24 protein-coding genes are annotated in these 17,729 nt (G+C 71.6%); 12 read left to right on the plus strand and 12 right to left on the minus strand.

The window, feature by feature from the left end; genetic code table 11:
• Positions 1-120: 120 nt before the first annotated feature.
• A complete protein-coding gene (locus Aco03nite_RS13450; protein ID WP_203795390.1) occupies positions 121-897 on the minus strand; it encodes a GNAT family N-acetyltransferase in 777 nt (258 codons plus the stop codon).
• Positions 898-931: 34 nt separating this feature from the next.
• Positions 932-1,702, minus strand: coding sequence for a phosphotransferase (locus tag Aco03nite_RS13455; protein WP_203795391.1), 771 nt, complete (start codon positions 1,700-1,702; stop codon positions 932-934).
• Between the two features lie 53 nt (positions 1,703-1,755).
• Between Aco03nite_RS13455 and Aco03nite_RS13460 the strand changes: the two genes are divergently transcribed.
• The gene (locus Aco03nite_RS13460; RefSeq protein ID WP_239145124.1) at positions 1,756-2,316 is read left to right on the plus strand and encodes a hypothetical protein; all 561 of its coding nucleotides are present in this window, start codon (positions 1,756-1,758) and stop codon (positions 2,314-2,316) included.
• Here the strand turns inward: Aco03nite_RS13460 and Aco03nite_RS13465 are convergent.
• From Aco03nite_RS13465 to Aco03nite_RS13475, 3 genes are all read right to left on the minus strand, one after another.
• A complete protein-coding gene (locus tag Aco03nite_RS13465) occupies positions 2,296-3,060 on the minus strand; it encodes a hypothetical protein (RefSeq protein ID WP_203795392.1) in 765 nt (254 codons plus the stop codon). The genes Aco03nite_RS13460 and Aco03nite_RS13465 overlap by 21 nt on opposite strands.
• A gap of 46 nt (positions 3,061-3,106) precedes the next feature.
• Complete coding sequence (locus Aco03nite_RS13470) at positions 3,107-3,700, minus strand: DUF4232 domain-containing protein (protein ID WP_203795393.1); 594 nt, start codon at positions 3,698-3,700, stop codon at positions 3,107-3,109.
• Between the two features lie 72 nt (positions 3,701-3,772).
• Positions 3,773-4,273 (minus strand): hypothetical protein, encoded by a 501-nt coding sequence (locus Aco03nite_RS13475; protein ID WP_203795394.1) that lies wholly within the window; start codon positions 4,271-4,273, stop codon positions 3,773-3,775.
• On the opposite strand from Aco03nite_RS13475, the gene Aco03nite_RS13480 reads away from it, so the two are divergent.
• On the plus strand, positions 4,248-4,556 hold the full coding sequence (locus tag Aco03nite_RS13480; RefSeq protein WP_203795395.1) for a PepSY domain-containing protein: 309 nt from the start codon (positions 4,248-4,250) through the stop codon (positions 4,554-4,556). The genes Aco03nite_RS13475 and Aco03nite_RS13480 overlap by 26 nt on opposite strands.
• Before the next feature lie 242 nt (positions 4,557-4,798).
• Here the strand turns inward: Aco03nite_RS13480 and Aco03nite_RS13485 are convergent, their stop codons facing one another.
• Both Aco03nite_RS13485 and Aco03nite_RS13490 read right to left on the minus strand, forming a co-directional pair.
• Positions 4,799-6,049, minus strand: a complete 1,251-nt coding sequence (locus Aco03nite_RS13485) for a HAMP domain-containing protein (protein WP_203795396.1) — start codon at positions 6,047-6,049, stop codon at positions 4,799-4,801.
• Entirely contained in the window at positions 6,046-6,726 is a 681-nt protein-coding gene (locus Aco03nite_RS13490) for a response regulator transcription factor (RefSeq protein ID WP_203795397.1), read from the minus strand. Before Aco03nite_RS13490 ends, Aco03nite_RS13485 begins: the two co-directional genes overlap by 4 nt.
• 101 nt (positions 6,727-6,827) lie before the next feature.
• Between Aco03nite_RS13490 and Aco03nite_RS13495 the strand changes: the two genes are divergently transcribed.
• A complete protein-coding gene (locus tag Aco03nite_RS13495; RefSeq protein WP_239145125.1) occupies positions 6,828-7,325 on the plus strand; it encodes a hypothetical protein in 498 nt (165 codons plus the stop codon).
• A 17-nt stretch (positions 7,326-7,342) separates the two neighbouring features.
• Positions 7,343-7,948 carry an MBL fold metallo-hydrolase gene (locus Aco03nite_RS13500; RefSeq protein WP_203795398.1) on the plus strand — a complete coding sequence of 202 codons (606 nt, stop codon included), beginning with the start codon at positions 7,343-7,345 and terminating at the stop codon, positions 7,946-7,948.
• A 112-nt stretch (positions 7,949-8,060) separates the two neighbouring features.
• Here Aco03nite_RS13500 and Aco03nite_RS13505 read toward each other — a convergent pair whose 3' ends face one another.
• Positions 8,061-8,960, minus strand: a complete 900-nt coding sequence (locus Aco03nite_RS13505) for a phosphotransferase family protein (protein WP_203795399.1) — start codon at positions 8,958-8,960, stop codon at positions 8,061-8,063.
• A 93-nt stretch (positions 8,961-9,053) separates the two neighbouring features.
• Here Aco03nite_RS13505 and Aco03nite_RS13510 point away from each other — a divergent pair, with 93 nt between their 5' ends.
• Together Aco03nite_RS13510 and Aco03nite_RS13515 are read left to right on the plus strand one after the other, a co-directional pair.
• On the plus strand, positions 9,054-9,857 hold the full coding sequence (locus Aco03nite_RS13510; protein ID WP_239145126.1) for an SDR family NAD(P)-dependent oxidoreductase: 804 nt from the start codon (positions 9,054-9,056) through the stop codon (positions 9,855-9,857).
• A 38-nt stretch (positions 9,858-9,895) separates the two neighbouring features.
• Positions 9,896-10,486: a TetR/AcrR family transcriptional regulator gene (locus Aco03nite_RS13515; protein ID WP_203795400.1), complete on the plus strand. Its 591-nt coding sequence runs from the start codon at positions 9,896-9,898 to the stop codon at positions 10,484-10,486.
• Between the two features lie 90 nt (positions 10,487-10,576).
• On the opposite strand, the gene Aco03nite_RS13520 is transcribed toward Aco03nite_RS13515, so the two are convergent.
• Entirely contained in the window at positions 10,577-11,752 is a 1,176-nt protein-coding gene (locus Aco03nite_RS13520) for an MFS transporter (RefSeq protein ID WP_203795401.1), read from the minus strand.
• Positions 11,753-11,856: 104 nt separating this feature from the next.
• Here Aco03nite_RS13520 and Aco03nite_RS13525 point away from each other — a divergent pair, with 104 nt between their 5' ends.
• From Aco03nite_RS13525 to Aco03nite_RS13540, 4 genes are all read left to right on the plus strand, one after another.
• Entirely contained in the window at positions 11,857-12,390 is a 534-nt protein-coding gene (locus tag Aco03nite_RS13525) for a hypothetical protein (RefSeq protein WP_203795402.1), read from the plus strand.
• The gene (locus Aco03nite_RS13530) at positions 12,387-12,749 is read left to right on the plus strand and encodes a hypothetical protein (RefSeq protein ID WP_203795403.1); all 363 of its coding nucleotides are present in this window, start codon (positions 12,387-12,389) and stop codon (positions 12,747-12,749) included. Before Aco03nite_RS13525 ends, Aco03nite_RS13530 begins: the two co-directional genes overlap by 4 nt.
• Positions 12,750-12,820: 71 nt before the next feature.
• On the plus strand, positions 12,821-13,201 hold the full coding sequence (locus Aco03nite_RS13535) for an AbrB/MazE/SpoVT family DNA-binding domain-containing protein (RefSeq protein ID WP_203795404.1): 381 nt from the start codon (positions 12,821-12,823) through the stop codon (positions 13,199-13,201).
• A 5-nt stretch (positions 13,202-13,206) separates the two neighbouring features.
• A complete protein-coding gene (locus tag Aco03nite_RS13540) occupies positions 13,207-13,506 on the plus strand; it encodes a hypothetical protein (protein WP_203795405.1) in 300 nt (99 codons plus the stop codon).
• Here Aco03nite_RS13540 and Aco03nite_RS13545 read toward each other — a convergent pair.
• Complete coding sequence (locus tag Aco03nite_RS13545; protein WP_203795406.1) at positions 13,491-13,994, minus strand: DinB family protein; 504 nt, start codon at positions 13,992-13,994, stop codon at positions 13,491-13,493. The genes Aco03nite_RS13540 and Aco03nite_RS13545 overlap by 16 nt on opposite strands.
• 93 nt (positions 13,995-14,087) lie before the next feature.
• Between Aco03nite_RS13545 and Aco03nite_RS13550 the strand changes: the two genes are divergently transcribed.
• Positions 14,088-14,660, plus strand: coding sequence for a TetR family transcriptional regulator (locus Aco03nite_RS13550; RefSeq protein WP_239145127.1), 573 nt, complete (start codon positions 14,088-14,090; stop codon positions 14,658-14,660).
• A 91-nt stretch (positions 14,661-14,751) separates the two neighbouring features.
• A complete protein-coding gene (locus Aco03nite_RS13555; protein WP_203795407.1) occupies positions 14,752-15,129 on the plus strand; it encodes a YccF domain-containing protein in 378 nt (125 codons plus the stop codon).
• 13 nt (positions 15,130-15,142) lie between these two features.
• Here the strand turns inward: Aco03nite_RS13555 and Aco03nite_RS13560 are convergent, their stop codons facing one another.
• A complete protein-coding gene (locus Aco03nite_RS13560) occupies positions 15,143-15,793 on the minus strand; it encodes a response regulator (RefSeq protein WP_203795408.1) in 651 nt (216 codons plus the stop codon).
• Positions 15,793-17,724: a sensor histidine kinase gene (locus Aco03nite_RS13565; protein WP_203795409.1), complete on the minus strand. Its 1,932-nt coding sequence runs from the start codon at positions 17,722-17,724 to the stop codon at positions 15,793-15,795. Before Aco03nite_RS13565 ends, Aco03nite_RS13560 begins: the two co-directional genes overlap by 1 nt.
• Positions 17,725-17,729: the final 5 nt, after the last annotated feature.

The following is a 17,729-nucleotide window of genomic DNA, read 5'->3' on the forward strand; positions in this document are numbered from 1 at the left end:
AGCCCGCAGCCCTGAAAGCCCTGAAACCTCGCAGCCCGCAGCTCTAGAAACCTGGCAGTCCTGGAACCTCGCAGCGCTGGAAGCCTGGCAGCTCTGCAATGCCCCGTGGGCAAGCCGCGCTCAGCGTGACGCCCACCAGGTGGACATCGCCACGGCGGTGAAACCCAGCGACTCGTAGAGCGGCCGCCCCAACTTCGACGCGGTCAGGGTGACCGGGATCCCGGCGAGGTGCGCGAGGGATCCGAGCATGAGCGCCCGCCCGACACCCCGGGACCGGAACTCCGGCGGAGTGGCCACCCAGTAGTGACTACCGATTCCCGCGTCCACCACCGTCACGCAGGCGCCCGCGACCACACCGTCGAGCCGGGCGACGAAGACATCCACGCCCGGCTCTTCCAACAGAGCGGCCGGAAACACCTCACCCGCCCGATAAGGCTCGAACCGGCTCATCTCGAATCCGGCGATAACCGCACGCTCAGCGGCGCGAAGATCAGCGCCCCCAGGCACGGACGCGCCGCCGGGCACAGGCGCACCATCAGGCGTGGCCGCACCGCCGTGCACCCGGACGACCTCCATCGCCGGATGGGCCACCGGGGCGGGATCCCGCAGCATCACCGGCATCTGCCAGTGGCGTAGGTCCAGGTGGGTCAGGTCCGACGTACCGAAAGGGTCCTCGATGTTGATCGGTCCTGGAGCACCGCGAACCAGGTCGCCGATCTGATCCACGGCGACCGCCGGATCCTGGATCAGGACCCGCAGGCCGGCCCGCTGATCCCCGGCGACGGCCAGGAACCCGGACCCCGCGATCACCTCGTGCCCCCGCGAACGCCCGGTGGCCGCCCAGAACGCGGCCGAGTTGCGCGCCTGCCGGAACGGCGCCTCGACGATCGCGGTCACGACAGCCGCCAGAGGCCGGTAGACACGGGCGCGATCACGGCAGCCTCCAGAAGTCGGCGGGCAGGGCTTCGGTCTCGGTGGCGGACTGTTCGAGGTTCGCGGCCACCGGCAGCAGCGCTGTCCCGGCCGGATCGCCGGTGGCGGCCATGTCCCGGATCATCGCGGCCTGGCGCCGGGCCCGTCCCACCACCACCGTGCCGAAGGCGGCGCGATCCCCCTGGTAGCCGTAGGAGTCCAGGAACAGGTGCAACCGGCGGAACCGATCGTCCGGGAAGCCGAGTTGCCGGGACGCGCCCGCGGCATACAGCGGCACCCAGGACAGGGCCGCGAACGCCAGATCGACCTCCCGCGTCGACGGCCCGGCGGTGTCCCAGTCGAAGAATCCGGCCAGCCGGTCCCCGTCCATCACCGCGTTGTACGGCGCCGCGTCCTGATGCCCGATCACCAGCCCGGGCCGCATCGACGCGCCGGCGAACCAGATCTCCGCACCGGGCGGCCGGAAGTCGGCGGTCAGATCGTGCAGCCGCCGCAGCCACTCCCCCACCTGCACGAGTGTCGAGTCGGCGAACACCCAGCCGGGCCACGGCACCCGACCGCCGATGACATCACCGGGCAGATATGTCAGCTTCTCGCGGCCCTGCTCGTCGAACCCGAGCGCCTGTGGCGCACCCTCGAACCCGGCGCGCGCCAGATGCCGCAGCAGCGCGTGCACGGCCGGGGTCCACGGTGACGCCGGTTTGTGGACGACCCCGGTGATCCGGACCGCGCCGGAGGTGTTGCCGCCAGGCAGCTCGTCTTCACTCACCGACTGTTCATATCGGATGACCGGACCGTACCGACACTGATTTAATCCGGGCCGTGTCCGTGAATCCTGTCGACCGTTTCCGGTCCGCGCCCCTGGTTCCCGCCCCCGCGCCGTGGCGCCCGGCGGGCCGTGGTGTGTTCCGAACCGGCGGCCTGATCGGGGTCGGCTTCGCCGCCGATCCGGTGACCGGCCGTGACCTGCTGCTGGTGGCGTCCCACAGCGGCCTGAGCCTGATCGACACGGTCACCGGCGACCGGCCGGCCCGTGACGACGAGGAGGACGTGGGCTGGCCCGACGACGAGGATCTGACCTGTCCCGGGATCGGCCCGATCGCCGGCGCCCGGGTCCGGATGGCGGGGCTGCTCGGCGGCGGCCTGCACCGGCGAACGCGCGACGGCTGGGCGGTAAAGGTGGTGAGCCCCGACTGGCCGAGCGACCGGGTGCTGCTCTCCGCCGATGACCACCCCTGGACCGGCAACGCCTGGTGGCACGTCTTCCACGCCGAGGTCACCGAGCTGCGCGCCGCCGGTTTCTCGCCGTCCGGTGCCACCCTGGTCGTCGCCACCACCAGCGACGTCACCCTGTGGACCAGGTCAGACCTCGGCGAGCAGTAAGCCGTCGGCGATCAGCCCGACGTCGGGCACCCGGTCCCCCGGCACGTAGGGCTCCACGGTCAGCGTCCGGGTCCGGCCGACCCGGATCTGCTGCCCCGGCGCCAGGACGTGGCCTTCGGCGAGCCGGCTCGCCAGCTGGTTCAGAACGCCGGCCGCCTCACCGACCTGCTCGGCCGCGATCCCGGTGATCAGATCCGGTCGCCCGAACTTGGCCATCCCCCGGGTGTGCACCGGATGCCCGAACCCGGGCACCGGATCGGCCTCGGCGACCACACTGATCTCCCGCATCACCGTGAACGGCCGGTGCGGATCCAGCTCGGCGACCTTCGGCGCCGGATACCAGTCATGCGCGTACGCGTCGAGCACCGCGACCGCTCCGGCCCGGCACACCTCCGCCGCGACCGCCCACGCCAGCTGCAGATGGGTCAGATCCGACGGGTCGGCGACGGTCAGCTGGATCGTGTAGCAGCTGGTGGCCGCGTCCAGCACCGTCGCGTCCGGCAGCTCCCTCTCGGCCAGGGCCCGCAACGGCCCGGTCCGCCACCCGTCGATCCACCCGGGATTGTCCGCCCAGTGATGCAGCCGCACGTCGAGCGCGCCCACCGGAGCCGCGGCCGGAACCGCCCCGGTGAGATCCATTCCGGTCAACACCTCCCCACCGGTGAAGGCGACGAGCATGACCGCGGCCTCCCGCCCGGTGGGCCGATGTGCGGGACGCGACCAGGGTTCAACCGGAGAGATCACGCGGCCATCCTGCCACCGCGCCCGTCCCGACGCCGACTCGTGGAAGTCACGGCGCCGACCCTCCGGCGACCCACGGGCTCACCGCGACCCGGCCGGTGCTGCCGACGTCGACCGACAGCTCCCGCACCTGCGCCGGTTGCCCGTCCCCCACCGCGACACTCACGAACGCGCCGGTCACCGCCTTGTCGGTGGTCAGATTGCGCCACACCAGCAGCGCCCGCGCCGATTTCCCGGGCCGCACGGTGACCCGCTCCGGAGCCACCATCCACTGGTCGATCGGGCTGACTTCGTCAACACCATGCAGCGTCCGTACGTCCAACGCCTGGCGATCCGGACCGAGCACCTCGAGCACCGGATAGCCCTCGACGTCGAACGCGGCAGTCCCGCAGTTGTGCAACTCGATCCCCACCGCACGCAGCCCCATGGCCGCCGACCCGTCCCCGACGGTGATCCGGGAGCCCCGCACACATTCCGGCACCGCAACCGCGCCCGACGCCGAAGCCGACACCGACGCCGACGTGGCTGCCGTCGGTTCGGGCGGTTCAGGCCGGTTGTCCGGACCCGGCTGATACTTCAACGGCGCCGGAATGGAACACGCACCGAGCGCCAGAACCACCAGAAGAAGCAGGCTTCGTCGCACCAGACCCCCTTAGCCGGGCCTTAACGTTCGCACAGCGTGCCCATAGTGATCTTCCCGAGAAAGTGATCCCTGTCAGAACGACCCCCCATTCGACAGGGAGTACGACATGAAGGTCACCAGGACGACCGGAGCCGTGATGCTGGCGGCGGGCGCACTCACGGTGCTGGGTTTCGCTGGAACCGCACTGGCCAACGCGGACGACAGCCGCCCCCGCACAGCCGCGTCCCCCAGCCCGTCCGCCGACGACACGTTCACCCCCGGCACTGACGACACGTTCGGCCCCGACGACTCCTCGTCCGCGTCCCCGGAGAACTCGTTCTCGGACGACTCCTTCTCGAACGACTCCTTCTCGGACGACTCCTTCTCGGACGACTCCTCCCCGGACGGCTCCTTCTCCGCGTCGCCGGAGGATTCCAGCAGCCCGTCCCCGTCCCACTCGTCCTCGTCCAGTTCGTCCCCGGACGATTCGGTCACGGCGTCCCCGAGTTCGTCGGCCACGTCGGCCGCCCCCATCCGCATCACCGCGGGCCAGGCGAAGACGATCGCCTTGAGGGCGGCGGGTGGAGGCCGCATCGAGTCCATCGAACGCGAAACCGAACACGGCCGCCTGGTCTGGGACGTGGACGTGATCCGCAACGGCATCGAACACGACATCGACGTGGACGCCGCCACAGGCAAGGTGACCCGCCACCGCACCGACGACGACCGAGCCCATTCCACCAGGTCCAACGACGACACCCGAGGTCACGGCAGCGACGACAGCCGAGGCCGAGGCGGCGACGACCACCGGGGCCACGGCAGCGACGACAAGCACGACGACGACAGCCGGGGTCGAGGCCACGGCAGCGACGACTGACCTCACCCACCCCGATTCCCCGACTGGCCGGCCCGGATTCCCGGAGCCGGCCAGACCTGTCCCTCCAGCCACGAAAGCAACGGCGGAGGCCACGGCAGCAACGCCGGGGAGCCGCAGGAGCGACGTCGGAGAGCCATGGAAAGGACGACGGGCAGGACTCTCACCGAGTTGTGCTCGAAGGTCTTCGAAGAGGGCGACTACTGGTGAGCTGAGCCGCCCGAGATCGGCAAGTCCGCGATGGATCACCCGGCGGCGAACCGCAGCCGGACCATCGCACCGCCCGTCGGTGGGGAGGAGATCTCGAACGACGCTGCCGCCCGGCGGGCGATGTCCAGGCCCAGGCCGGTGGAGCCGCCACCGGATGCGCCGCGGCGGGAGGACTCCGGGGGCAGACCGGGGCCCGAGTCGGCGACCGTCAACGAGGCGCCGCCGGTGGTCAGTGGGGTCAGGGTCACCGAGAACGGTGTGCCGTCCGGGGTGTGCGCGAACACGTTGCCGAGCAGGGCGTCCAGCGCGGCCGCCAGGTCGTCAGCGGCCACCGCCACCGGCAGCGGCGCCGACGGCAGGTCCTGCTGGACGGCCCGGCCGGTGTCCTCGGCCAGCACCGCCCAGAACGCGACCCGGTCCGCCACCACCGCCGTCGCGTCGCAGCTCACAGCGGTCGTGGGGGTGACAGTGGCACGGCGGGTCTGCTGGATGACCGCGGTGACGGCCCGGGCGACCTGGTCGGCGGCGGCCGCGACCCGGGACGACTCCTCCGGGTCGCGCAGGGACTCGGCTTCCAGGCGCAGCGCGGTCAACGGGGTGCGCAGGCGGTGGGACAGGTCGGCGACCCGTTCGCGCTCGGTGGCGAGCAGGTCCTGGATGCGCCCGGCCAGGTGGTTGAGGGCGCCGGCGACCTCACGGAGCTCGGGTGGGCCGGCGGGTTCGGCGCGGGCGTCGAGTTCGGCGGAGGCGAGCCGGTGCGAGACGGCGGAGAGCTGGCTGATCGGGGCGGTGATGGTGCGGGCCAGCCGGTCGGCGACGAACAGTCCGAGCAGCACCAGCACCAGGCCGAGCAGGGCCAGCAGGGTCCAGGCGCGGGTGACGCCACGGCTGAGTTCCGACGCGGGAACCAGGGCGCGGATCACCGTGGTCCCGGCGGTGCCGCTGACCGGGACGACCAGTTCCCGCCCGGCGTCGACGGTGACGGTGAGTGCGGCGTTGCGGGTGGCGGCCAGCCGGACCCCGGGGGTGCGGGCGGACGGCGCACCGAGCACGGTGCCGTCGGGCAGGAAGACGGTGACCGGCACACTCTGGGCGGTCACCGTCACCTGCAGCGCGGCGGCCTCCCCGGCGCCGGCCAGCGGCACGATCGACTGGATGACGTCGGCGGCCCGGCTGAGCGCCCGGTCCTCGGCGGCCTGGCGGACCAGGACCGCGAGCGGCACCAGGAAGGCCAGCAGGATCAGCACCATGGTCGACGCGACGAGCAGGGTCAGGCGGGCTCTCATGACGGGCTGCTCAGCCGGACGCCGACACCACGGACGGTGTGCAGGTAGCGCGGCTCCAGCGCGGTTTCGCCGAGTTTGCGGCGCAGCCAGGACAGGTGCACGTCGACGGTCTTGTCGGCACCGCCGTACGGCACCTGCCACACCTCGCTGAGCAGCTCCCGTTTGGTGACCACCTGGCCGGCCCGCAACGCCAGGTGGTGCAGCAGGTCGAACTCGCGCGGGGTCAGCTCGACGGTCGCCCCGTCCAGGGTGACGGCGCGGGCCGCCTGGTCGATGCGCAGGCCGCCGACCTCCAGCACCGGGGACGGCTCGGCCGCGCCGCCACGCCGCAGGACGGCCCGGATCCGGGCGTCGAGCTGGGCGGCGGTGAACGGTTTCACCACGTAGTCGTCGGCGCCGGCGTCCAGCAGCCGGACCATCTCGGTCTCCTCGTCGCGGGCGGTCGCCACGATCACCGGGATGGTGCTGACCGCCCGCAGCATGCGCAGCAGCTCACGCCCGTCGAGGTCGGGCAGCCCCAGGTCGAGCACGATCAGGTCGGGCCGCTCGGCGAGGGCGGTCTGCAACCCCTCCATGGCGGCAGCCGACGCCGCCACCGCGTGCCCGCGCTCCCGCAGGGCGCGCAGCAGGGTGGTCCGGATCGCCGGGTCGTCCTCGATCAACAGGAGTCTCGCCACGCCTGCACGGTAGCCCTCGGGCCCGACATAATCGTCGCTCTTAACCTGGCCTTAGCGTTGCCCGGTGCCCGGCTTAGCGTTGCCGGGCGGATAGTTGCCTGGTGCGCCTCATCGACCGGCTGGGCCGGCTACCCCTGGTGATCCTCTTCGGCTGGGTCGTGGCGACCGTGCTGGCCGTGTCGGTCGGTGTGGTCGGCATCGGCCTGGTCGGTTCCGGCCTGTTCTCGCAGAAGAACGAGCCGTTGAGCGAGGCCGAGGTGGCGCGCGCCCTGCAGGGGGAGGAGACGATCGCCACACCCGAGACGTCGCGGAGCGGGCAGGCGGAGACCAGTCGACCGACGGAAACGGGCCGGCCCCCGGAAACCGGCACCAAAGCGACCTCCCATTCGACCCAGACCCGCGGCGGCACGGTGGTCGCCACCTGCGACGGCATCCTGTCGATGTCTCCCGCCCAGGGTTTCGCCGTGCACGAGCAGAAGCCGGACGAGGGCGAATTCCGAAATGTCCGGGACAACCACCTGCGCGTCAAGGTCGATCTGGGCGACTGCGCCGGCGGTGTGCCCCAGCTTGAGGTGAGCGTCGAGAGCGACGACGACTGAAGTGGGACAATGCAGGAATGCTTCGTGTGGATCATGGTGTCGTAGCGGGCACCTTCAGCCTGGACGGCCAGACTTTCGACGTCGACAACAACATCTGGGTCGTCGGTGACGACGAAGAGTGTGTGGTGATCGACGCCCCGCACGACGTGGACGCGATCCTGAAGGTGGTCGGTGACCGCCGTCTGGTCGCGATCGTCTGCACCCACGCCCACGACGATCATGTGCGGGTGGCCCCCGAGCTGCGGGAGCGCACCGGTGCGCCGATCCTGCTGCACCCGGCCGAGTTCCCGCTGTGGGAGCTGACGCACGGTTCGGACGTGTGGTGGAACGTGGATCTCACCGACGGCGCCCGGATCGAGGTCGCCGGCACCACCATCCAGGTGCTGCACACGCCCGGTCACGCCCCCGGCGCGGTCTGTCTGCACGTGCCCGAGCTGGGCTGTGTCTTCACCGGTGACACCCTGTTCAACGGCGGGCCCGGGGCCACCGGCCGGTCGTACTCGGACAAGGATCTGATCGTCGATTCGATCAAGTCGAAGCTGCTGGCCCTGCCCGGAGCGACGGTCGTGCACACCGGCCACGGCGACGACACGACGATCGAGGCGGAAGCCGCAAACCTTTAACCCCCTCTTTTTGGTACGCCGAACGGATCCACAACCGCACCGGCACGCCCGGTCCGGTCCCCGCGAGGCGGGCGGCACTCCCGGCCGCCTCGCGACCGCCGGGCGGGGAGCGTCACTCCCGGGTTACCGCAGCCCGGATCCGATCAGCCGCCTGATCGGCGACCACGTGCCCGCTCGGCCGGGTGACCAGGTCACTGAGCGCGAACATGTCCAGCACCCGCCCGATCCGGCCCCAGTCCTCGGCCAGCGGCAGATCGGCCGGTTGCCCCTCGGCGAACCCGGCGGCGAACCCGTCCAGGAACCCGTCCGGGTAGCCGTCCCCGAACCGGGCCATGTTGGCGGCATCCCCGTAGGCGCACCCGGAGTAGCTGAACTCCCAGTCCAGCACCGCATCCACCCGCCACCCCGAGCCGGCCCGGGAGACCAGCAGATTCTTCGGGTTGACGTCGGCGTGCACCAGCCGGGCGTGCCCGTCGACACCGGCCAGCACCGGGGCGCCGGCAGCACACAGCCGAACCCAGGCCGCCCGATCAGCCGCGTCGAGCCGCCCGTCCGGAACCTTCCTCATGCACTCCTCGGCCACCGGCCCGAGCTGCTGCGACCAGGGCGCTTCCGCCTTGACGGCGAGACTCCCGTCGACGAAGAACCCGGGCCGCTCGAACGTGACCCCGGAGATCCCGGCGACGACCCGCCCCACCTCGGCCCCGAGCGCCCCCGCGTCGCTCCTGTTCAGCCCACCGTCGTCGAGCACACGGCTGAGAACGGTCCCCGCCACGTACTCGATGACCATCACCTCGGGCCGGACCAGCAGCACGCCGGGAACCGGCACCACCGCACGGGCAGCCGCCATCACCCCCGCTTCGATCACCGGATCCCCACCCCCGGCCCGCACGACCACCTGCCGCTCCCCGAGGTCGACGAGCCGGGTCTCGTGCGAGAACCCACCCGCCAGCACCGTCGAGGACACCACCGCACCCCCGAGTTCCGCGGCGATCCCCCGAAGCTCCCGCATCCACCCGTCCCGTCAGTCCACTGCCAGCTGTCCCGCCAGGCTATCGCCGACCGCCGACGCCAGTTCTTGACCGATCGGTCCATCATCATTATGGTGGACCGATCAGTCAAGAATTACGACCTGGGAGAACTCGTGGGCCAGTTGGACGGGAAGACCGCTCTCATCACCGGGGGCAGCACGGGCATCGGGCTGGCGACCGCGCAGCGTTTCGTCGCGGAAGGGGCCCGGGTCTGGGTGACCGGCCGCCGGCAGGCCGAACTCGATGCCGCGGCCGCGCTGCTCGGCGACCGGGCGACGGCGGTCCGCAGTGACATCGCCGACCTGGACGACCTCGACCGGCTGTTCAGCCGCATCCGCGGGGCCGGCGACGGGCTGGACGTCGTGTTCGCCAACGCCGGTGGCGGCAGCGCCGTCGCCGGCATCGACGCGCTCACCCCGGAGAACTTCGACCGGACCTTCGGCATCAACGTGCGCGGCACCGTCTTCACCGTGCAGAAGGCGCTGCCGCTGCTGGCCGACGGCGGCAGCATCGTGATCACCGGGTCCAGCAGCGCCAGTCGCGGCAACCCCGGATTCGGTGACTACTCCGCGTCGAAGGCGGCGATCCGTCAGTTCGCGCGGACCTGGGCGACGGAGCTGGCGCCCCGGCGGATCCGGGTGAACGTCGTCGTTCCCGGCCCGACCGACACCCCGGGACTGCGCGGCATCGCCCAGGAGCCGGAGCACGTGCAGCCGCTGCTCGCGGCGATGGCCGGCACCGTGCCGCTCGGGCGGATCGCCGACCCCGCCGAGATCGCCGCCGCCGTCCTGTTCCTGGCGTCCGGCCAGTCCAGCTACGTGACCGGGAGCGAGCTGTTCGCCGACGGCGGTGAGGTGCAGACGTTCGCCACGGCCTGACCGCAGTGTTCGCCACGGCCTGACCGTAGGGTGCTCGCATGGCACGACCACGACAGTTCGACGAGAAGGCCGTTCTGACCGCGGTCCGCGACCAGTTCTGGACCGCCGGCTACGCGGGCACCTCCCTGGACGACCTGCTCCGGGTCACCGGCCTCGGCAAAGGCAGCCTGTACGCCGCGTTCGGCGACAAGCGCTCGCTGCACAGGCGGGTGCTCGGCGACTACGTCGAGGCCACCCACGCCGCGCTCCGGGCCATGCTGACCGCGAGTCCCCGGGCGGTCGACGGCCTCCGCCGCTACCTGACCGCCCCCACCGAGGATCCCACCGGCGCCGCCGCGCTCCGGGGCTGCTTCCTGGGCAACAGCACCAGCGAGATGGCCGCCGCCGACACCGACATGCTGGCGGCGGCCCACCGCGCCTTCGAGGAGCGGACCGGCATCCTCGCCGAGGCCGTGGCGCGGGCACAGCACGAAGGCGACCTCCCCACCGGCACCGACCCGGCCGAGACCGCCCGGGCCGTCGTGACCGCACAGCAGGGCGTCGTCTTCATGGGCCGGACCGGTATGGACGTCACCGCACTGCGGGCCGTCGCCGAGACCCTCGCCGACCGGATCCTGTCCCGGGTCTGACGGTGACCACCGCATCCGGCCCGGCGGTCGCGGGGCGGTCCTGAGTGTCGCCTGGCCGGCGTGGTGGCCACGGGCATGTGGGCACTCGTACTAAAGCTGGGGTTTGATCCATCTTTGCAGCAGGGTCGCGGACAGTAATCCCGCGCCACCTACCGTCAGTGCCGCCGCGGTCAGCGAGGCCGCCGCTGTCACCGCGCCGATCAGCAGCGGGCCGCTGCCCACGCCCACGTCCGAGCAGAGGCGCCAGGCGCCCAGGAACTCGGCTCGGCCGACCCGCGGGGACGCGTCGGCGCCCAGTGTCATCACCAGGCCGGCGCTCAGGCCGTTGCCGACGCCCATCAGCAGCGCCACCGCGGTCAGGGCGATCGGGCCGCCGGCCAGCGGCAGCAGCAGGTGGGCCAGACCCAGAAGAGCCATCGCCGGTACGGCGGCCGCGCGCCGTCCGTAGACGTCCATCAGTTTGCCCGCCGGATAGAACAGGAGCATGTCGATGCCGCCGGACAGGCCGTAGATCAGGCCGATCGTGGCGGGATCCAGGCCCAGCGACACGCCCCACAGCGGGAGGATCGTCTGGCGGGACGCGCGCAGCGCGCCCACCAGCAGAACCGCGATGCCCAGGGTGCGCAGGGTGCGCTGATGGGTGCGGATCACCGTCCACAGGCCGGGGCGTTCGGTGCCGGGTGGGATCGCGCGGTCGTGCGGCACCGGGGGCAGCAGGAACAGGATCAGTGTGGCCACCGCCACCCCGGCGACCGCCACCAGATAGGCGGCCCGCAAGCCGCCGAAGTGCATCGCGCCGGCGCCCAGGAACGGGCCGGTGAACGTGCCGATCCGGTTGACGCCGCCGAGCGTGGACATGGCGCGGGCCCGCAACTCGGGGCGGACCGCCTCGGTCATGTAGGCGAGCCGGGCCAGCATCCACGCCGAACCGCACACCCCGAGCAGGGCCACGGCCGCGCCCATCAGCAGCACGTTCGGGGCCAGCATGCAGGCGAGCAGGGCGGGGACGGCCAGGACGGACGCCGCCATCATGGTGTTGCGCTCGCCGACCCGGGAGATCAACACCCCGGCCGGCAGCGAGCCGCTGATCTGGCCCAGGCCCAGCATGCCGGCCACCAGCGCGGCCGTCGCCGGGGAGGCCCCCAGGCCGGTCGCGGTCAGCACGATCACCGGGGCGACGGCGCCGAGACCGGTGGCCCAGACCGCGGCCGGCAGGAAGATGGTGAGGCCCAGCTGCCGGAGCGTCTGGTCAGCTGTCGAGGTCACCCCTGGAAACTATCTTCCGTCGAGCTGCCCGTCGTGGCCGGGCAGTGCGAAGGTGGTCCTGCTGTAGAGGTAATCCGTTTTGTGTCGCTGCGAAGATGACGTTCATGGAGAAGATCCCGACGCTGTTCCAGCGCGATCCCGACGACCGCAAGCGTGTGCTGCCCGAGGCCAACCCGGTATGCCAGTGGGTGCTCGACGGCGAAGGGATCGCCACCCGCAAATACGACGGGACGTGTGTGCTCCTCGACGACGACGGCGTGTGGTGGGCGCGGCGTGAGGTCCGCCCCGGCCGGACGCGACCGCCCGGCTACCGCCCGGTGACGACCGACGACAACACCGGCAAGACCATGGGCTGGGAGCCGATCGCGCAGTCGTCCTACGCCGCCTGCCACGTCGCCGCGGCCGTCGGCTCGTTCCCGCCGGGCACCTACGAGCTGATCGGGGAGAAGATCAACGGCAATCCCGAGGGTGTACGGGGTCATCAGCTGGTTCGCCATGCCGACGCCGACCGTCTCGACGTGCCCCGCGATCTCGACGGGCTCCGCACCTGGCTGCTGGCCCACCCGCACTTCGAGGGCATCGTCTGGCATCACCCCGACGGCCGGCGGGCCAAAATCAAGTACCGTGACTTCGCGTGACCCCTGACTCCCCCGCCGCTACCAACCGTTACGGCACCCCCGGGCAGATGGCCGGCGCGGTCCTGGCCCTCGCCGGCCTGCTCCTGCTGGCCGGCGTGACCGCGCTGTCCGCCGTCGGCTTCACCCTGTCCGCCACCCTGTGCTCCTCGGTGGACACCGGCCTGATCTGCACCGGCACCGGCCAGGACCTGGCCCGCTGGATCCCGACCGGCGCCGCCATCCTGGCCGCCGTCCTGGGCATGACCGGCACGGTCCTGGGCCGCCCGCTCCGCTCCTACCTGCTGGCCGCCGGCTACGTCCTGACCATCGTCGGCTTCCTGACCGGCCTGCTGATCGCCATGACCGGCCCGGCCTCCTGACGGGTACCTGTTCAGCGGTTTTACCGCAAAGCCGCTTTGCAGCAGGATCACGGACGGGGCATACTCGGCTCATGGAGGAACCCGACAGCGCTGGAACCAAGCGACCGCCACGAGCCGCCCGTAAGAAGAGCGTCACCGCCGGCAAGACGGAGAAGACGACCGCGTACCACGGATTCGTCTCCGTCCAATCACGCGGCACGGTCGCACTCCCCCCGGTGATCCGCAAACGCTACGGCCTTGATCTGCCGGGATCCCAGGTGGAGATAACCGAACGCAGCGACGGAGTCCTGGAGCTCCGGCCCGCCATCGCCGTACCGGCCAGCCAAGCCTGGTTCTGGGAGGAGAGCTGGCAGGAGGGCGAACGACGTGCGGACGCTGACATCGCCGCCGGACGAACTACCACCTACGACAACGTCGACGACTTCATGGACAGCTTGGACATTGACGAGTGAAGTTCGTGAAGACCGATGAGTTCGCCGCCGACTGGAAGTCTTTACCCGCCGACCACCGGCGAATCTTCCGGTCCTCGATGCGAGCGTTCAACGCCGCATGTGAGGCCTACATCGCCGATCCCGGACACCCGTGGCCCGCGGCCCTACGCGTGAAACCGATGGTCAATACCAAGGGAATCTGGGAGATGACCTGGTCGCTCTCCGGCCCGGACGGGCGTGCGACGTTCGAGTTCACCCGGGTCGACGGTGGGACCGCGGTCCGATGGCGGCGGATCGGGCGGCACGGGATCTACCAGAAGCCCTGATCAGGGTTGGTCAGGATCTGTTCGCGGAGGATGTCGGCGTGGCCGCAGTGCTGGGCCAGCTCTCGCAGGACGTGCAGGTAGATCCAGGCCAGTGGTAGCGGGCCGCGGCGGTTGCCGGTCAGGACGTCGTCCAGGGCCAGGTCGGCAGTGGCCTTGCGGGACGCCTCGCACGCCTCGGTGAACGCCGTCCGGACACTGTCGACGGTGTCGGCATCGGTCAGGTCGAAGGACTCGTCGGGGGTCGCCGGGATGCCGATCTCGGTGCGCGGGCGGCCGGTGACCGCCTCGTCGAACCACACCTTCTCCACGAACGTGACGTGTTTGACCAGGCCCAGCAGGGTGGTCTTGGACGGCACGAGACGGCGGCGGGCCTGCTCCTCGGTCAGCCCGTCGAGACAGTCGCGCAGGGCGGCCCGGTGCTGGTCGAGGAACACCTCCCACTGCGCCCGCAACGGTTCCCGGATCACGTCGTCGACACTGACCGTCATGTGTCCCAGAGTACCCGGGCACACCGGGTCAACAACTGTTTACATCACTGGAACATGGCGGTTAAGCTGGCACAACAGATCGGGAGGACGCCGGTGACCACACTTCAGACGCCGCGGCGGCGGGATGCCGTCAAGACCCGGCGGATGCTTCTGGACGCGGCGGTCCACCGGTTCACCCAGCACGGCTACGCGGCGACCACCGTGCGGGACATCGCCGACGACGCGGGGGTCAACGTCGCCCTGATCAGCCGCTACTTCCGGTCCAAGGAGGGGCTGTTCGAGGCGTGCCTGTCGCACAGTGTCGAGGAGCTGGAACGGACCGCCGCCGACGTCCCGCCGGACCGGACCGCCGAGGAGATCGCGCGGCAGATGGCCGGGCCGTGCGCGCGCGGCGTGCCGCACAATCTGGTGCTGCTGCTCCGCAAATCCGGTGACGAGGCCGCCGACCGGATCCGGCTGGATCTGCTGCGGTCCTACAGCGAGCGGCTGGCCGCGGCGACCGGCCACCAGGAGCTGCTGCGTGCCCAGGTGATGATCGCGGCGGCCGCGGGGATCGCCCTGCTGCACGCCAAGACCGACATGACCCCGCTGGCCACGGCGACCGAAACGGATCTGTTCGGCCCCCTGTGCGACATGATCGAGTCGCTACTGATCAAAACCGATTGACGTGTACGGGTTCGCGCGGGCGTCGGTGGTGGTCGTCAGACTGTCAAGGCAGTGACACTGCGCTGTCGTACCGGGATGCCATCCTTGGGGTGTGCGTTTGATCCTCAATGTGCTCTGGTTCATCTTCGGCAGCGGCTTCGTCCTGGCCATCGGCTACGGCTTCGCCGCCCTGATCTGTTTCCTGCTGGTCGTCACGATCCCGTTCGGGGTGGCGTCGGCGCGGCTGGCCCTCTACTCGTTGTGGCCGTTCGGCCGGACCGTGGTGCCGAAACCGGGTGTCGGCATCGGCTCGGGTGCGGCGAACATCCTGTGGGTGGTGCTGTTCGGCTGGTGGCTGGCGCTGACCCACATCGTCGCCGGTGTCGCCCAGTGCGTGACGATCATCGGCATCCCGTTCGGGATCGCCAACTTCAAGCTCGTCCCGGTGGCGTTCTGGCCGCTGGGCCGGGAGATCCAGGATCTGCCCTGACGTCGCCGAGGGGTCACCGCCGGTCCGGCCGGGCCAGTCCGGTGTCGTAGGCGACGATCGTCGCCTGCACCCGGTCCCGCGCCCCGATCTTGCCGAGCAGGGCGTTGACGTGCGCTTTCACCGTGCCGACGCCGATGCCGAGGCTCGCGCCGATCTCGGCGTTGGACAGGCCGCGGGCGATGGCGGCGAGCACGTCGCGTTCCCGCGGGGTGAGGGCCGCGAGCCGCGCGTCCGGCTCCGCGGGCGCGGTGAACGTCCCGGTGGCGAAGGCGTCGATCAGCCGCCGGGTCACCGTCGGGCCGAGCATCGCGTCGCCGGCCGCGATGGTGCGCACGGCGGCGACCAGGTCCGCCGGCTGGGCGTCCTTGAGCAGGAACCCGGAGGCTCCGGCCCGCAGCGCCTGGAAGACGTAGGCGTCCTGGTGGAACGTGGTGAGCACGAGCACCCGCGGCGGGTCGGGCATCGCGGTGAGCCGGGCGGTGGCGGTCAGCCCGTCGACGCCGGGCATCCGCACGTCCATCAGGATCACGTCCGGCCGCAGCTGTTCGGCCATGGTGACGGCGGCCGCCCCGTCGCCGGCCTCGCCGACCACCTCGATGCCGGGCTGGGAGCCGACGATGGCGGCCAGCCCGGCCCGGACCATCACCTGGTCGTCGACGACCATCACTCGGATGCTGATGGGGACACCTCCTTGTCCAGCAGTGATCGCATGGCGGTCAGGGCCGCACGGGCCGAGGCGAGGACGCCGCTGATGTCGCCGCGAACGGCTGCGGCGGGCACGTCGGCGGCGTGCCGCAGCACGTCCCGGTGCAGTCCGGCGGCGATCCGGTGGCGTTCGGCCATCGCCCGGTGGGTGGCCTGGATCAGCGCCGTCGCGACACCGCCCTCCTCCAGCGCGTGCCGGCGGTCGCGGCGACGGCGGGCGGCGCTCCCGAAGAGCCAGAAGATCAGCGCGGGCACGGCCATCAGCAGACCGAGCAGCCCGATGAACATCACCGTGGTGACGGACGCCAGCACCAGCCGGTCCTGTGCGGTCTCGCCGTCGTTCGGAAGCCCCGCGGCGAGCAGCAGCGACATGCTCAACCCCCAGGACAGGGCCACGGCCGGGATGGTCAGCGGGGTCGCCGAGGGGACGGCGCCCCGGGCGGCGACGGTGTAGACCATCACCAGTTCGGCGGCGCAGCCGAAGACGAACACGTAGCCGAGACCGGCCGGGACCGCGCCGGCGTGCACCAGCAGCGGGAAGAGCAGGCCGGTCACCGCGGTCACCGCGAACACACCCCACGGCTCCTGGCGGCGCAGCAGCAGCGGCAGCGCGTGCGCCACCTGGGCGATCACCACCGGCACGGCGATCGCCACGGTCATGCCGTCCTCCAGACCGGCGGCCAGGCCGAGCATCTGCACCAGGATCGCGGTCACCACCAGGGCGGCGTCGATCACCGCGGGGCTTCCGCGGTACGCCCGGAGTTCGGTACCGCCGTCGCCGGCGAACACGGCCCGGACCCGCCATCCGCCGCCGTCGCGTGGCCCGGCCTCGCAGGTGCCGCCGGCCGTCTCGGCCCGCTCCCGCATCCCGGTGAGGCCACGGCCGCCGCCGAGCCCGGCGGTGCTGGTGACGGTGCCGCCGCCGTCGTCCTCGACCAGGAGCGCGGTGCCGTCCCAGCGGACCAGCACCTCGCCGCCGGGCGCGTACCGCAGCGTGTTGGTCAGGGCTTCCCGGGCGATGCCGTAGACCGCCTCGGCCAGCTCCGGACCGGGTTCGCCGGACGGCAGGTCGAGGGTGATCCGCTGGCCGAGCGCCCGGAAGCCCTCCGCCAGGTCACCGAGTTCTGGCTGGTCACCGGAGGTGGCGGTGGCGGGCATCACGGCGACCAGCCGGTGCAGGGCGTCCAGGGTCTCCCGGCCGGTGCGGGCGGCGAAGTCGAGGGCCTCGGACTTCAGGTCGGGGCGCTGGTCACCGAGCATCTCGGCGGCCGACGAGTTGACCACGATCGAGGTCAGGTGGTGGGCGGTGACGTCGTGCAGCTCACGAGCGAGGCGGCGGCGTTCGGCGTCGGTGGCCTCCCGCTCGGTGCGCTGGGCGGCGGCGAGACGGCGGGCGGCGTCGGCACGGGCGGCGTTCCACCGGCCCCGGCGCCGGCCGAGGACGGCGACCATCCCGCAGAACACCGCGGTCAGCAGGCCTGTCACGGCCAGGTCGGCGCCGACACCCTCCTGGTAGGCGCTGACCGACGTCTCCCAGACGATCACCACGCCCAGGGCGGCCGCGGTCTGCCGGCCGGTTCCCCGGACCGCGATGCTGAACGGCGCGATCAGGTCGGCGACCCAGATGAACAGCACCGCGTCGTACTCGGCGATCCACTGCTGTCCGGCGGGCATCGCCGGCAGGGCGAGCAGGCCGCCGGCCAGCACCACGGCGAGCGCCGGCACCGGCCGGTCCCGGCGCAGCAGCAGCCCGGCGCCCATGATCAGGGTGGCGGTGACGACACCGGTCACGGCCAGGGCCGGGACCGGGTCGCCACGCATCAGGTGCAGGCCCGGCCAGTACAGGAGCTGGCCCGCGACGAGCAGCACGGGAAGCATCCACCTGGCCATGGAGC

Origin of the sequence: Actinoplanes couchii (assembly GCF_016862075.1) — a bacterium.
Classification (GTDB): Bacteria; Actinomycetota; Actinomycetes; order Mycobacteriales; family Micromonosporaceae; genus Actinoplanes; species Actinoplanes couchii.